At 41.9% G+C, this 14663-nt stretch carries 13 protein-coding genes and 1 pseudogene; 13 read left to right on the top strand and 1 reads right to left on the bottom strand.

The window, feature by feature from the left end; translation table 11 throughout:
* The first annotated feature begins 9 nt into the window (after window positions 1–9).
* From lpdA to LCM11_RS02665, 8 genes and pseudogenes are all read left to right on the top strand, one after another.
* Complete coding sequence (lpdA, locus tag LCM11_RS02700) at window positions 10–1431, top strand: dihydrolipoyl dehydrogenase (protein WP_224892729.1); 1422 nt, start codon at window positions 10–12, stop codon at window positions 1429–1431.
* Between the two features lie 17 nt (window positions 1432–1448).
* Window positions 1449–2450 carry a thiamine pyrophosphate-dependent dehydrogenase E1 component subunit alpha gene (locus LCM11_RS02695; RefSeq protein ID WP_224892728.1) on the top strand — a complete coding sequence of 334 codons (1002 nt, stop codon included), beginning with the start codon at window positions 1449–1451 and terminating at the stop codon, window positions 2448–2450.
* Between the two features lie 15 nt (window positions 2451–2465).
* Complete coding sequence (locus LCM11_RS02690) at window positions 2466–3449, top strand: alpha-ketoacid dehydrogenase subunit beta (protein WP_089749279.1); 984 nt, start codon at window positions 2466–2468, stop codon at window positions 3447–3449.
* Between the two features lie 16 nt (window positions 3450–3465).
* Window positions 3466–4785 carry a dihydrolipoamide acetyltransferase family protein gene (locus LCM11_RS02685; RefSeq protein WP_224892727.1) on the top strand — a complete coding sequence of 440 codons (1320 nt, stop codon included), beginning with the start codon at window positions 3466–3468 and terminating at the stop codon, window positions 4783–4785.
* Between the two features lie 149 nt (window positions 4786–4934).
* A complete protein-coding gene (locus LCM11_RS02680; protein ID WP_224892726.1) occupies window positions 4935–5366 on the top strand; it encodes a BrxA/BrxB family bacilliredoxin in 432 nt (143 codons plus the stop codon).
* 78 nt (window positions 5367–5444) lie between these two features.
* On the top strand, window positions 5445–6383 hold the full coding sequence (locus LCM11_RS02675; protein ID WP_224892725.1) for an aromatic acid exporter family protein: 939 nt from the start codon (window positions 5445–5447) through the stop codon (window positions 6381–6383).
* 149 nt (window positions 6384–6532) lie between these two features.
* Window positions 6533–6967 (top strand): annotated as a pseudogene (locus tag LCM11_RS02670) (RNA-guided endonuclease TnpB family protein); the annotation flags it as partial.
* A gap of 139 nt (window positions 6968–7106) precedes the next feature.
* Window positions 7107–7628: a L,D-transpeptidase gene (locus LCM11_RS02665; protein WP_224892724.1), complete on the top strand. Its 522-nt coding sequence runs from the start codon at window positions 7107–7109 to the stop codon at window positions 7626–7628.
* A 58-nt stretch (window positions 7629–7686) separates the two neighbouring features.
* Here LCM11_RS02665 and prli42 read toward each other — a convergent pair whose 3' ends face one another.
* Window positions 7687–7827 (bottom strand): stressosome-associated protein Prli42, encoded by a 141-nt coding sequence (gene prli42 / locus LCM11_RS02660; protein WP_224892723.1) that lies wholly within the window; start codon window positions 7825–7827, stop codon window positions 7687–7689.
* Between the two features lie 178 nt (window positions 7828–8005).
* Between prli42 and LCM11_RS02655 the strand changes: the two genes are divergently transcribed.
* The 5 genes from LCM11_RS02655 to LCM11_RS02635 all read left to right on the top strand — a co-directional run bounded on the left by LCM11_RS02655 (window position 8006) and on the right by LCM11_RS02635 (window position 14606).
* Window positions 8006–9661, top strand: coding sequence for a methylmalonyl-CoA mutase (locus LCM11_RS02655; protein ID WP_224892722.1), 1656 nt, complete (start codon window positions 8006–8008; stop codon window positions 9659–9661).
* Window positions 9662–9676: 15 nt separating this feature from the next.
* A complete protein-coding gene (gene mce, locus LCM11_RS02650; RefSeq protein WP_224892721.1) occupies window positions 9677–10489 on the top strand; it encodes a methylmalonyl-CoA epimerase in 813 nt (270 codons plus the stop codon).
* A gap of 6 nt (window positions 10490–10495) precedes the next feature.
* Complete coding sequence (locus LCM11_RS02645) at window positions 10496–12043, top strand: acyl-CoA carboxylase subunit beta (RefSeq protein WP_224892720.1); 1548 nt, start codon at window positions 10496–10498, stop codon at window positions 12041–12043.
* A gap of 75 nt (window positions 12044–12118) precedes the next feature.
* Window positions 12119–13240 carry a M20/M25/M40 family metallo-hydrolase gene (locus LCM11_RS02640; protein WP_224893079.1) on the top strand — a complete coding sequence of 374 codons (1122 nt, stop codon included), beginning with the start codon at window positions 12119–12121 and terminating at the stop codon, window positions 13238–13240.
* A 121-nt stretch (window positions 13241–13361) separates the two neighbouring features.
* Window positions 13362–14606 carry a DNA polymerase IV gene (locus LCM11_RS02635; protein ID WP_224892719.1) on the top strand — a complete coding sequence of 415 codons (1245 nt, stop codon included), beginning with the start codon at window positions 13362–13364 and terminating at the stop codon, window positions 14604–14606.
* The last annotated feature ends 57 nt before the right edge of the window (window positions 14607–14663 follow it).

The following is a 14663-nucleotide window of genomic DNA, read 5'->3' as shown; positions in this document are numbered from 1 at the left end:
AGAGTCCACATGGCTGAAGAATATGATTTAGTCGTTCTCGGAGGCGGCACAGGTGGTTACGTCGCAGCTATCCGCGCTTCGAAGCTTGGACTTAAAGTAGCAATTGTTGAGAAACGCGAACTTGGAGGGACATGTCTTCACCGCGGATGCATTCCATCGAAAGCCTTGCTCAGAAGTGCGGAGGTTTTCCGTCAGACAAAGGAAGCAGAAGACTTTGGCGTGACCGTTCAAGAGCCAACACTTAATTTCACTAAGGTTCAAGAGCGTAAACAATCAATTGTAGACACCCTACATAATGGTGTGCAAGGTTTAATGAAGAAAGGCAAAATTGATATTTTTGAAGGATTTGGAAGAATTCTTGGCCCTTCCATTTTCTCTCCGTCAGCGGGAACAATATCTGTGGAAATGAATAACGGGGAAGAAAACGAAATGTTAATTCCTAAAAATGTATTAATAGCAACCGGTTCCAGTCCTAAGTCTCTACCAGGACTTGAAGTGGACGGAACTCAGGTAATGACTTCAGATGAAGCACTCTATATGGACGAATTACCATCTTCTATTGTAATTGTAGGCGGGGGAGTCATAGGCATTGAATGGGCATCCATGCTCTCTGATTTTGGAGTCAAAGTCACTGTACTTGAGTATATGTCTCAGATCTTACCGACAGAAGATCAGGATGTTGTCAAGGAAATGCAGAAACAAATGAAGAAAAAAGGAATTAGTATTGTAACAAGTGCTAAAGTAATGCCGGATACACTTACTAAAGATAAAGGTATTTCTATCCAGGCAGAAGTAAACGGTGAAGTCATGACTTATGAAGCCGACCGAATGCTTGTCTCAGTGGGACGTTCGGCCAACGTGAAGAATATTGGTCTCGAAAATACAGATATTGTTGTGGAAAATGGTGTGATTAAGACCAATTCCTATTACCAGACAAAAGAAAGTCATATTTATGCAATTGGCGATGTAATTGGCGGTATGCAACTGGCTCATGTTGCTTCTCACGAAGGAATTACAGCAGTTGAACATATGGCTAACCAAAACCCTCACTCCATGAACTATAATCATGTGCCTACTTGCATTTATTCAAATCCTGAAGTAGCGAGTGTAGGTTTGACGGAGCAGCAGGCTAAAGATGAAAATTATAATATAAAAACTGGGAAATTCCCATTTCAGGCTATTGGTAAGGCTCTTGTTTTTGGAGAAACAGATGGTTTCGTAAAAATCATTGCTGATAAAGATACGGATGATCTTTTAGGAGTTCATATGGTAGGTCCGCATGTAACGGATATGATTTCTGAAGCAGGTCTTGCGAAAGTACTGGATGCAACTCCATGGGAAATTGCAGAGAGTATTCACCCGCATCCAACGCTTGCAGAAGCAATTGGAGAAGCAGCTATGGCTGTAGATGGTAATCAAATCCACGGATAAATAAAGGAGGGGGAAATATGGCTGAAAACCGCCATAAATCATTAGGACTTAGTGACGAAGAAGTTTTAGATTTGTTCCGAACCATGCTTATGGCAAGAAAGATAGACGAAAGAATGTGGCTGTTGAATCGTGCAGGTAAAATTCCATTTGTTATTTCATGTCAAGGTCAGGAGGCTGCCCAAGTAGGCGCTTCCTATGCTCTTGACCGAACTAAAGACTATGCTTTGCCTTACTATAGGGACATGGGAGTTGTCCTTTCCTTTGGAATGACACCTCAGGATTTGATGCTTTCTGGTTTTGCTAAAGCGGAGGATCCGAATTCAGGTGGACGTCAAATGCCCGGACACTTCGGACAGAAGAAAAACAGAATTGTAACAGGTTCATCTCCAGTAACGACTCAAGTCCCTCATGCAGTAGGGATAGCACTGGCTGGAAAGATGGAAAAGAAAGATTTTGTATCACTTGTGACTTTCGGAGAAGGTTCCTCCAATCAGGGGGATTTTCATGAAGGAGCGAACTTTGCAGGCGTTCATAAACTTCCAGTTATATTTATGGTAGAAAATAATAAATATGCCATCTCTGTACCTGTCTCGAAACAGCTTGCGTGTGAAAAGGTTTCTGATCGTGCCATCGGATATGGTATGCCGGGTTATACTGTTGATGGGAACGACCCACTTGCCGTTTATGAGGCAGTTAAAGCGGCAGCAGACCGTGGCAGAAATGGCGAAGGCCCTACCCTGATCGAAACAGTATCCTATCGTTTGACCCCTCACTCAAGTGATGACGATGATCGCACATACAGGGAACGGGAAGAAGTAGATGAAGCTAAAAAGAAAGATTCTATAGTTACTTTTGCGAATTACCTACGCGAACAAAACATACTCACAGAAGAGATAGAAACCGAAATGAATGAAGAGATTAATCAAATTGTCAATGATGCAACTGACTACGCTGAAAATGCTTCATATGCTGAAGCGGAATCGGCAATGAAGTACGTCTATGAAGAGAATGAAGAGTAAGGAGGGGGAATAAAAATGGCAGTTATATCTTATATTCAGGCAGTAACTCAGGCTTTAAGAGAAGAAATGAAGCGGGACGATAAAGTATTCGTGCTTGGAGAGGACGTCGGTAAGCGAGGCGGGGTCTTCCGCGCTACAGACGGGCTCTATGATGAGTTTGGAGAAGATCGCGTTCTTGATACACCTCTCGCTGAATCTGCAATTGCAGGAGTTGGAATCGGTGCGGCTATGTATGGGATGAGACCGGTAGCAGAAATGCAGTTCGCTGACTTCATCATGCCTGCAGTGAACCAGATCATTTCTGAAGCTGCTAAAACGCGCTATCGTTCGAATAACGATTGGAGTGTGCCAATGACGATCCGAGCTCCTTATGGTGGTGGTGTACACGGGGCTCTTTATCATTCTCAATCTGTGGAAGCTGTCTTCGCAAATCAGCCAGGGTTAAAGATTGTAATGCCTTCAACTCCTTACGATGTGAAAGGGTTGTTGAAAGCTTCCATTCGTGATAATGATCCTGTCCTATTCTTTGAACACAAGCGAGCTTACCGTTTAATTAAAGGAGAAGTACCTGAAGAGGACTATACGTTACCTATTGGAAAAGCGGATGTTAAAAGAGAAGGTTCAGATATTACGGTAATTACTTATGGTCTATGTGTGCACTTTGCGCTGCAAGCGGCTGAGAAGTTAGCTGAAGAAGGAATTGATGCTCATATCCTTGATTTAAGAACTGTATATCCATTGGATCAGCAAGGTATTATTGAAGCCGCTTCCAAAACAGGAAAGGTTCTTTTAGTTACAGAGGATAACAAAGAGGGCGGAATTATATCGGAAGTATCAGCGATCATAAGTGAAAATTGCTTGTTTGATTTAGATGCACCTGTCCAGCGTCTTGCGGGTCCTGATGTTCCGTCCATGCCTTATGCACCGACAATGGAAAAGTTTTTCATGATGAACCCAGATAAAGTAGAAAAAGCAATGCGGGATCTCGCTGAATTTTAATTAAGGAGGAGTTCGTGTGGGCGTAGAAAAGATCAATATGCCTCAGCTTGGTGAAAGTGTCACAGAAGGTACGATCAGTACATGGCTTGTTGAGCCTGGTGATCAAGTAAATAAATATGATCCAATAGCTGAAGTTATGACTGATAAAGTGAACGCAGAAGTACCATCTTCCTTCACAGGGGTAATAAAAGAACTTGTAGCGGAAGAAGGGGAAACCCTGGCGGTTGGCGATTTAATGTGTCATATAGAGGTAGAGGGGTCAACTTCTGAAGAAAAGCCGGAGGAATCTAATGTAGAAGAAGCGCCGGTTAAGCAAGAAAAGAAACAAGAAGAGAAGAAAACAACTTCTTCCCAAAAATCCGATCAGTCTAAGCAGGATAAAGGAAACAAAAAGCGGTACTCTCCTGCTGTCATGACGCTTGCTCAAGATCATGACATAGACTTGAATCAAGTTGAAGGATCGGGCCGTGGAGGGCGGATCACGCGTAAGGACATTGAGAAGATTATTGAAAGCGGAGAAATTCCACAAGCCAAGAAAGATCCAGAGGAAAATGTAGAGCCTTCTGCTCAGCCTGCAGCTCCTGCTTCTGAAAAACAAGCGCCAGCTGCTGCCGCTTCCAACGTCCAAACAGGTGAAGGGGACATTGAAATCCCTGTAAGCGGTGTTCGTAAAGCGATCGCATCGAACATGGTGAAATCTAAAACTGAGATTCCACATGCGTGGATGATGGTAGAAGTAGATGTTACGAATCTAGTGGAACTTCGGAATGCAAAGAAAAAACAGTTTAAAGAAAAAGAAGGATTTAGCTTAACCTATTTTGCTTTCTTTGTGAAAGCTGTAGCGCAAGCTTTAAAAGAATATCCACAGTTAAACAGCACTTGGGGCGGAGACAAGATCATTCAGCGAAAAGCCATCAACTTAAATATTGCGGTAGCTAAAGAAGATCAACTATTTGTACCCGTTATCCGTGATGCTGATGAAAAGAGCATTAAAGGAATTGCCAAAGATATAACTGATTTAGCTGGTAAAGCAAGAGATGGTAAGTTGACTTCTAAAGATATGGAAGGCGGCACCTTTACCGTCAATAACACCGGGTCTTTCGGCTCTGTCCAATCTATGGGGGTTATTAACCATCCACAGGCAGCTATTCTTCAGGTGGAATCCATAGTGAAAAGACCTGTATATCAGAATGGCATGTTCGGGGCTCGTGACATGGTAAACCTGTGTCTCTCCTTAGATCACAGGGTATTAGACGGACTGGTTGCAGGTAATTTCCTGGCACGTGTTAAGGAGATTCTGGAAAAAATGTCTGAAGATAATACTTCTGTCTATTAATTAAGAAGAAAGCTGTTCCTAAGTGTTTATCTGGGAGCAGCTTTCTTCTTAAATCCCCATAACTTTTCTATGTGTTAACTCAATTGGATTGAAAGACAATGAATATCTTGGTAAAATGGCTCTAGTACTTAATAAAGGAGCCATGCTACATGGATTTTAATATTTTCATGAACGACGTTGTAACGCAAGCGCGCGATGAGATCAAACAAGCGGGTTACAACGAATTAACAACACCCGAAGAAGTTGATGAAGCTTTAAATAAAGAAGGTACAACACTCGTTATGATTAACTCGGTTTGTGGTTGTGCTGGAGGTATTGCTCGGCCGGCAGCAGCTCATGCCATTCACTATGATAAACGACCGGACCAGCTGGTTACTGTATTTGCAGGTCAGGACCGGGAAGCTACCAACCGTGCAAGAGAATATTTCGAAGGTTACCCTCCATCCTCACCTTCATTTGCACTTTTAAAAGATGGAAAAATCCAGACAATGGTCGAACGTCATGATATCGAAGGTTTTGAGCCAATGGAAGTAATCGGTAAGCTTCAGCGCAGCTTTGATGAGTATTGTGAAGAAGTATAATCATACGTTTAAGGGATCTTTGTACTTACAAAGGTCCCTTTTTTGATATAAATTAGAGAATCGAGGTGAAAAATAGATTTGAAGATCGGCTATCGTACGATAAAAACAGCGCTTGGTACGCCAATTGCCATTTGGATTGCACAGCTGCTTCAGTTGGAGAACTTTGTTTCAGCCGGAATTTTAACCATTCTCTGTATCCAAATCACCCGAAAGCGCTCTTTTCTTACTTCATGGTACCGTTTTTCTGCCTGTTTGATAGCTATGGGATTTTCCTACATTTTCTTTGAAATACTCATTGGCTATAATCCAATTGCCATTGGTTTGATGCTTTTTGCATTCATTCCGGTGACTGTAAGGTTGAAGTTAACACAGGGAATCGTCACCAGTTCAGTTATTATCCTCCATTTATATATCTCCGGTGATATTGGATGGAATATTATTTTGAACGAAATTATTTTAATTATTGTAGGAATAGGTACTGCTTTATTATTAAATTTATATATGCCAAGTTTAGAAAATAAATTAGAGGATTATCAGAAAAGAGTGGAAGAAAATTTCAGGGTAATTCTTAAAGAGATTTCGACTTACTTAAGAGAAGGCAGGGATTCCTGGACAGGGAAAGAAATGGCTGAAACAGAAGAGATCCTGGAGAAAGCCACATCACTAGCTTTTCGAGATGTAGAAAATCATCTCTTACGGATTCATAACCGTCATTATCATTACTTTCACATGAGGACAAAACAATTTGATTTATTACAGAGAATGCTGCCTCTGGTTAGTCGTATTACGCCCCCGTCCAAACACGGTGGTAGAATTGCCGATTTCTTTGACGACCTAGCTGAGGCTGTTCATCCTGGAAATACTGCTGTACTATTTCTGCATCAGTTAAATGATATGAAAGAGGAATTCAGAGAGGACGAACTTCCCGAAACGAGAGAGGAATTTGAAGCTCGTGCCAGCCTCTTTCATTTATTGCATGAAATTGAACAGTATTTAATTTTTAAGAGCTCTTTTTAGCATTTATCGGCAGAAGCCTCCCTCTTCAAGCACTGTGTCGAAGACCGGTGGTAAGGGGGAGATGAATGCCGTCGCCTTCAGGCTAAGGTTTTCGTTTTCTATTCCTAAGGCTATATGCTATATTGAAACGAGAACGTAAGTTCCTGTGTCAACGGATTAAAGTAGCCAGACTCCATGAAAAGATTACGAACTCTCGCAAAGATTATCTGCATAAGATTTCTACCGAAATCATCAAAAAACACGATGTGATTGGGGTAGAAAATCTCCAAATTTCCAATATGCTCAAAAACCGAAAACTATCCAAATCGATTAGTGATGCGAGCTGGTCGATGTTCACTACTATGCTCGAATACAAAGCAGAATGGTACGGAAAACAATTGATACCCGTATCGAAAATTTTTGCGAGTTCGCAACTGTGTTCCTATTGTGGATACCAAAACGGTGAGGTGAAGAATCTCGCTGTTCGAACGTGGGATTGCCCGAATTGTGGCAGCCACCACAACCGCGATCTAAATGCGAGCTTCAATATATTGAAGGAGATTCAAAGGATCCTTCCAACCGTCGGTGCGACGGGGCTAGCCTAATCATTTGAACGAACCGTTAGGTTTGTGTTCTTAGGAATCCCCCTACTTCAAAGAGCGTCAGCGAGTAAGTGGGGGTAGTTCAATATATGTATAACCCTCATAAGCAGGGGAAAACTTGAACTAAAAGAGGGTGAAGCTTATGCATTTGACGATGTTAGTCATGATGATGTTCCTCCCATTACTCCCGCCGCAAGTCAATGATGAACCAGTAATTATAGTTAATAAAGCAACACATGAACTTTCTGTTTTTGAAGAAGGAAATGAGGTGTTTAGTGCCTCAGCCGCCATAGGCAAAACTTCCGAATTAACCCCGGAAGGTCAATTTCACGTAAAGGTTAAAGCTAAAGACCCTTATTATAGGAAAAAGAATATTCCCGGTGGAACGCGAGAAAACCCACTCGGGACCCGTTGGATTGGTTTTGACGCCCGGGGCACTGATGGAAGAATATATGGAATACATGGCACTAACCAGCCTGAATCAATAGGTAAGTCGGTGTCGGCTGGATGTATACGACTTCATAATAAAGACGTAGAGAGACTGTTTGATATAATCTCATTAGAATCCGAAGTGGTTATTGTGAAAAGCCATAACGAAATGAAAAGCATTTATGACTCGTGGTTAAGGGATGGATTGAACAGGCTGCTTAACCCAGCCACATAAAAAACGGCCGGAAGCTAGACTAGGCTTCCGGCCGTTTTTTTATATTTTCCTGTAAACATTATAAGAAAAATGAAGCACCAGCTAAGAGAGTCGACAGAACCATAGAAAGGATCATCAAATAGATTACGGCTTTCGTACGCTTTTCTCGCTTGGATTTCTTCTTTTTCGTTGGTTGATGCTGCTTATTGTTTCCTGCCAAGGTTTTTAACCTCCTTCTTGCTCCATCCTACCCAATATTCTATCGAAAAACATTCATTTGGACAAGGCCAGGAAATCAATTACAATATAAATGAGAATTTTACTAATTTTTAGGTAGGTAAGCGCTTTATTTCTGGTATGCTAGAGAGGGACTTACTGATAAGAGGAGGCATTTAAATATGACCCGTTCATCCAACTATGATCATTCTAAACAAGCTTGGGAAAAAGATGTCGAAAAAACAACGGCACGATTCCCTGAGCGTAAATCGTCATTTATAACAAGTTCTGAATTACCAATTGACCGATTATATGAACCGACTCAAAATGAAGAGCAATACATAGAGGAAATTGGCTTTCCGGGCCAGTACCCTTATACGAGGGGAATTCAGCCTACGATGTACCGAAGCCGATATTGGACTATGCGTCAATATGCAGGGTTTGGTTCAGCCGAAGAAACAAATGAACGTTTTCGATACTTACTGAAGCAAGGTCAGACGGGGTTATCAGTAGCTTTTGACCTTCCTACTCAAATAGGTTATGACTCGGATGACCCAATGGCAGAGGGAGAAGTAGGGAAAGTGGGTGTAGCCATTGATTCTCTTCATGATATGGAACAACTCTTCCATGAGATTCCATTGGATCAAGTCAGCACATCGATGACGATAAATGCACCGGCTTCCATTTTGCTTGCTATGTATATTGCCGTTGGGGAAAAACAAGGGGTGAAGCCTGATAAGCTTACGGGTACTATTCAAAATGACATCCTGAAAGAATATATCGCAAGAGGAACCTATATTTATCCACCGAAACCTTCTATGAGACTAATCACTGACATTTTTGCTTATTGTCAAACTCATCTGCCCAAGTTTAATACTATTAGTATTTCTGGATATCACATACGGGAGGCGGGTTCTACAGCAGTCCAGGAGGTTGCCTTTACTCTTGCTAATGGAATGGCTTATGTAGATGCGGCTATAGAAGCAGGGCTGGAAGTGGACCAGTTTGCACCGAGGCTGGCCTTTTTCTTCAATGCTCATAATCAATTTTTTGAAGAAGCAGCTAAATTCAGGGCAGCACGAAGAATGTGGGCTAAAATTATGAAAGAGTATTACGGAGCGGAGAACCCTAAAAGTTGGAAGCTGCGGTTCCATACGCAGACAGGCGGTAGTACTTTGACGGCCCAGCAGCCAGACAATAATATTGTTCGTGTTACTTTGCAAGCGCTTGCTGCTGTTATGGGAGGTACGCAGAGTCTGCACACTAATTCAAGAGATGAAGCTCTTGCGCTTCCAACAGAGGATTCAGCACGAATTGCGCTAAGAACCCAGCAGATTATAGCAAATGAGAGCGGGGTTGCGGATACGATTGATCCCCTCGGAGGCTCTTATTACGTCGAAGCACTTACCGATCAGATTGAAAAGGAAGCTAACGAATACATTGATCGCATAAAAAAACTAGGCGGAGCAGTGCAGGCTGTTGAGGAAGGTTATATGCAGCGAGAAATTCATAAAGCTGCTTATGATGCTCAGAAACGGCTGGAGGCCAATGAAGATATTGTAGTAGGGCTCAATGAATATCAATTAGATGAAGAAATTCACCAGGACTTGTTGAGGGTCGATGAAGCTCTTGAAAAAGCGCAAATCGATAAAACTCAGCACGTTAGAAATACGAGGGATGGTTCCCAAGTGGATAGCTGCTTGGAAGAGTTGCGCAAAGCAGCACGCTCGAATGACAATGTCATGCCTCTTATTGTAGAAGCGGTTAAAGCTTACGCAACCGTAGGGGAAATCGCAAATGTAATGCGCGATGAATTTGGGGAATACACGGGAATGTAGGAAAGGATGATGGTGATGAAGCCTATAAGAGTTTTAATAGCAAAACCAGGTCTTGATGGTCATGACCGGGGTGCATTAATTATAGCCCAGGCGTTAAGAGATCACGGTATGGAAGTTATTTATACTGGCCTGAGGCAGTCTGCAGTACAAATTGCAAGAGCTGCTATACAAGAAGATGTGGATGTTATTGGTCTATCTTCCCTGTCAGGAGCTCATAAGTCGTTGTTTCCTAAGGTGGTTGAGGCGTTAAAAGAACAAGAAGCAGCTGACATCCCTGTCATAGGGGGCGGGGTCATTCCTGCTGAGGACATTCCTTATCTGGAATCTAAAGGGGTAACTAAAATATTTACAAGTGGGTCCCCTACCGATGCCATTGCCGTATATATTAAGCAATTAATTCATAAAGAAACCGTGCAGACACCAAAGAAGATTGCTCATATCGGTATAGCTGTAGAAAGCATTGACCTGACGCTTCCATTTTATCAGCATACTCTTGGTCTTGAGCTTGAATCTGTTGAAGAAGTAGAATCTGAGCAAGTAAGAGTAGCCTTTTTAAATATTGGAGAAACGAGAATTGAACTTCTTGAGCCGCTGAGCGACCAATCGGCAATTCAATCGTTTTTGACTAAAAGGGGTGAAGGAATACACCACATTGCTTTGGAAGTCAATGATATTCATACTCGTCTGGAACAATATAAGCAGCAGGGTGTACCTTTAATTCATGAGGAACCAAAATTAGGAGCTCATGAAAGCCAAATTGCTTTTTTACATCCTAAAGCCGCCAGCGGCGTTCTTTATGAGCTATGTCAACCAAAGTCGGAGGAGTGATCAGCTGTGGATATTTTTGATAAAATTAATGAACTATACGATAAACGCCGTCAGGTCCAAATGGGTGGCGGAGATGAGAGAATAGATAAGCAGCATGACAAAGGAAAATGGACAGCGAGAGAGCGGATTGATTATCTTGTAGATAAAGATTCATTTATTGAATTGAATCCTTTTATCGAACATCGTCACGATGCTTTCGGGATGGATGGAAAAACGGCTCCTGGTGAAGGAGTAGTAACAGGTTTTGGAAAGATTAACGGGCGGGATATCTATTTATTTGCTCAGGATTTTACCGTGTATGGTGGGGCGCTCGGTGAGATGCACGCCAAAAAAATAGCAGCCGTAATGGATTTAGCCGTAAAAAATGGTACTCCCTTTATAGGCTTAAATGATTCGGGCGGAGCAAGAATTCAAGAAGGTGTATCTTCTCTGGATGGTTATGGCCAGGTGTTTTACCGTAATTCTATTTATTCAGGAGTGATCCCCCAAATCTCTGTTATTATGGGTCCTTGTGCAGGAGGAGCTGTTTACTCACCTGCGATTACCGATTTTGTTATTATGGTGGAAAAAACCTCACAAATGTTCATAACCGGGCCAAAAGTAATCGAAACCGTAACAGGTGAACAAATATCCTCGGAGGATCTTGGCGGGGCTAAGGTTCATAATACATTGAGTGGAAACGCTCATTTAAAGACGGAAGATGAAGCTGCTGCTCTTGATGCAGTTAAAGATTTAGTCAGTTATCTTCCTCAGAATAACAAAGAAAAACCTCCAGAAGCAGAAGTCATGGAAGATGACAATTATCTGCCTGATCTAACGGACAAGATTCCTTTTGATCCGCTGCGTCCTTATGACGTGAGGATCATAATCGATGAAGTAGTGGATAAAGAATCTTTCTTTGAGATCCATAAAGATTTTGCGAAAAATATAGTGGTAGGCTTCGCTCGCTTAAATGGAAAAACAGTAGGACTCGTATGTAACCAGCCTAAATACATGGCGGGCGGTCTTGATATTGATTCCAGCGATAAAGCGTCCCGTTTTATTCGTTTTTGTGATGCTTTTAATATTCCATTGGTTACTTTCGAAGATGTGACTGGCTTCTTCCCCGGTATTAAACAAGAACACGGTGGCATTATAAGGCACGGAGCGAAGATCTTGTATGCCTATTCCGAAGCAACCGTGCCAAAACTAACGGTCATTACACGTAAAGCCTATGGTGGTGCATATGTTGCATTAAATAGTAAGTCCATTGGTGCAGACCTTGTTTATGCATGGCCGAATGCCGAAATCGCGGTTATGGGACCTGAAGGCGCAGCGAATATTATTTTTGCAAAGGATATAAAGGAAAGTGAAAACCCTGAAGAGACACGAAAGAGCAAGATCGATGAATATCGCGAGAGGTTTGCTAATCCTTATGTAGCAGCAGGACTCGGCATGGTTGACGATGTGATTGATCCGAGGGAAACGAGAATTACATTAATTAAGGCACTGGATATGTTAAAAAATAAACATGAAGACCGTCCTTATAAAAAACATGGGAACATCCCTCTTTAATTGACACCACCTCTTAGTTCAGCTAACGTACTAAGAGGATATGGTTTACATACGAAGGAGGACAATGAAATGGTTATGATTAATAAAGAACGTGTGCTTGAAGAATTCTTAGAATTAGTCCAAGTGGACTCTGAAACGGGATCTGAAGCTGAGATTTTTGAAGTTCTCAAGAAAAAATTTCGAGACCTTGGACTTGAGGTCTTGGAAGATGATGCAAAATCTATTACCGGTCACGGAGCGAACAATTTAATCTGCAACTTAAGAGGATCTAAAGAAGAAGCAGACCCAATATATTTTACTTCTCACATGGATACTGTGGTTCCGGGCAATGGAATAAATCCTTCCGTTAAAGACGGTTATGTTGTAAGTGATGGAACTACGATCCTTGGAGCAGATGATAAAGCTGGAGTAGCAGCGATACTTGAAGCGGTTCGTTCCCTTCAAGAACAGAAGATAGCCCATGGAGACTTACAGTTTATTATCACGGTCGGAGAGGAAAGCGGACTTGTAGGAGCTAAAGCACTGGACAGTTCATTGTTAAAAGCTAAATACGGTTATGCCATCGATAGTGATGGGGCAGTCGGAAATATCATTGTAGCCGCGCCTACACAGGCGAAGATTAATGCCGTGGTTAAAGGGAAGACGGCCCATGCAGGTGTAGCTCCTGAAAAAGGAGTTTCTGCTATTACTCTCGCCTCAAAAGCTATTGCCAGAATGCCTCTTGGGCGTATTGATGAAGAAACTACAGCCAATATTGGTCGGTTCGAAGGTGGACAGAAGACAAATATTGTATGCGACCATGTAGAAATATTAGCGGAAGCCCGCTCTTTAGTGCCTGAAAAGATGCAGGAACAAGTAGAGAAAATGAAGCGAGCCTTTCATGAAACAGCAGAAGAAATGGGAGGCGAAGTCGATTTGGATATTGAAATCATGTATCCAGGCTTTAAGCAGAAGGAAGGCGATCAGGTAGTAGAAATCGCCCGCGCGGCTGCTTCTAAAATTGGTCGGGAAAGCCAGCTCCTGACAAGTGGAGGCGGCAGTGACGCCAACATTATAGCTGGCTACGGTGTACCAACTGTCAACTTATCTGTAGGCTATGAAGAGATTCATACAAAGAATGAGCGCATTCCGGTTGCTGAATTAGAAAAAATTGCAGAATTTGTAACGGCAATTATTCAAGAAGCAGCGGAACAATAATAGAATATTAAAAATCCCGGATAAATTCCGGGATTTTTTGCGTTAGGTTGATTGGATTCAGACCTTCTTTTCAAATATGTTACAATAGAAGAACAAGAGTTCGAAAAAAGGAAGGATTAATGTGTCTAAATGGTATCCTAAAAATGGAAGGGTCATACTTCATGTGGATATGAACAGCTTTTATGCTTCGGTCGAAATGGCATTCGATCCCAAATTAAAAGGAAAGCCGCTCGCGATTGCCGGAAATCCAGAAGAACGGCGAGGAATTGTGGTTACCAGCAGCTATGAGGCGAGAAAGTTTGGCGTTAAAACGACAATGCCGGTTGGAGAGGCTAGACGTTTGTGCCCTGAATTAATGGTCATGAGACCTAATTTCGAAAGGTATCGTACAGCTTCAAAAGAAATGTTTAAGATACTTGCGGATGTAACCTCACTCGTTCAGCCTGTTTCCATTGATGAAGGATACATGGACATTACGAATTGTGCTTCGCAGGGTTCCCCACCTGAAATTGCTGAGCGAATACAACAGCGAATTGCAGATGAACTCGATCTTCCATGCAGTATTGGGATAGCTCCAAATAAGTTTCTTGCTAAAATGGCTTCCGATATGAAAAAACCGATGGGTATTACTATATTAAGAAAGAGAGATCTTCAGAATAAGCTATGGCCATTACCTATTGAAGAGATGTATGGAGTCGGGGACAAAACGGCAGAAAAACTAAGAAGGATAAAAGTAGAAACAATTGGAGATCTAGCCGTACATTCTGTCCTTGAATTAAAGCGCCTGCTTGGTATTAATGGGGAGCGTCTGCAAAACCGTGCAAATGGCGATGATCAGCGTCCTGTTGATCCCGATGCAGTTCATGAATTTAAAAGTATTGGTACCTCTACTACTTTACCGGAAGATACTACGGATGATCAGGAAGTGCGAAGTGTGCTGAGAAGATTAACACAAAAAGTAGAAGCACGCATGAAAAATAAAAAAGTGCTTGCGCAGAATGTTCAGCTTATGATTCGTTACCACGACAGAAAAACGGTGACAAGAAGTCGTCAATTAAAAGAATTCATTCATTCAGCCGAGGATTTGTTTCAAGTATCTTTACAGCTCTTTGATGAACATTGGAATCAGGAACCCATACGGCTTCTTGGAGTAACTGCTCAAGATCTAGCAGAAAAATCTGAGATTACTCAGCAGCTTGATTTATTCAATTACGAGCAATATGCAAGTAAAGAAAAGTTATATAAGGCTATTGACGATTTAACTGAAAAATATGGAAGCAATCCATTCCAATCGTTATCTGCTCCTCAAAATAATACTGTTACCACCAGCTTTCAAAAAGACTTTCTTGATGATTTTAAAAAATAATAAATAAGATTCTACAAAGAGACAGGAGAGTATGACTCCTGTCTCTTTTCTCATACT

This window comes from Halobacillus halophilus, from assembly GCF_020171985.1.
Classification (GTDB): domain Bacteria; phylum Bacillota; class Bacilli; order Bacillales; family Halobacillaceae; genus Halobacillus; species Halobacillus halophilus_A.
Note: the sequence above shows the minus strand (reverse complement) of the source record. Positions and strands in the feature narration are given on the sequence as shown.

What these genes read in the sequence shown, in the direction of transcription:
- LCM11_RS02665 (WP_224892724.1), top strand. Translation starts at nt 7,107, where the DNA reads ATGCATTTGACGATGTTAGTCATGATGATGTTCCTCCCATTACTCCCG.
- LCM11_RS02640 (WP_224893079.1), top strand. Translation starts at nt 12,119, where the DNA reads ATGATTAATAAAGAACGTGTGCTTGAAGAATTCTTAGAATTAGTCCAA.
- LCM11_RS02655 (WP_224892722.1), top strand. Translation starts at nt 8,006, where the DNA reads ATGACCCGTTCATCCAACTATGATCATTCTAAACAAGCTTGGGAAAAA.
- LCM11_RS02680 (WP_224892726.1), top strand. Translation starts at nt 4,935, where the DNA reads ATGGATTTTAATATTTTCATGAACGACGTTGTAACGCAAGCGCGCGAT.
- LCM11_RS02690 (WP_089749279.1), top strand. Translation starts at nt 2,466, where the DNA reads ATGGCAGTTATATCTTATATTCAGGCAGTAACTCAGGCTTTAAGAGAA.
- lpdA (WP_224892729.1), top strand. Translation starts at nt 10, where the DNA reads ATGGCTGAAGAATATGATTTAGTCGTTCTCGGAGGCGGCACAGGTGGT.
- mce (WP_224892721.1), top strand. Translation starts at nt 9,677, where the DNA reads ATGAAGCCTATAAGAGTTTTAATAGCAAAACCAGGTCTTGATGGTCAT.
- LCM11_RS02695 (WP_224892728.1), top strand. Translation starts at nt 1,449, where the DNA reads ATGGCTGAAAACCGCCATAAATCATTAGGACTTAGTGACGAAGAAGTT.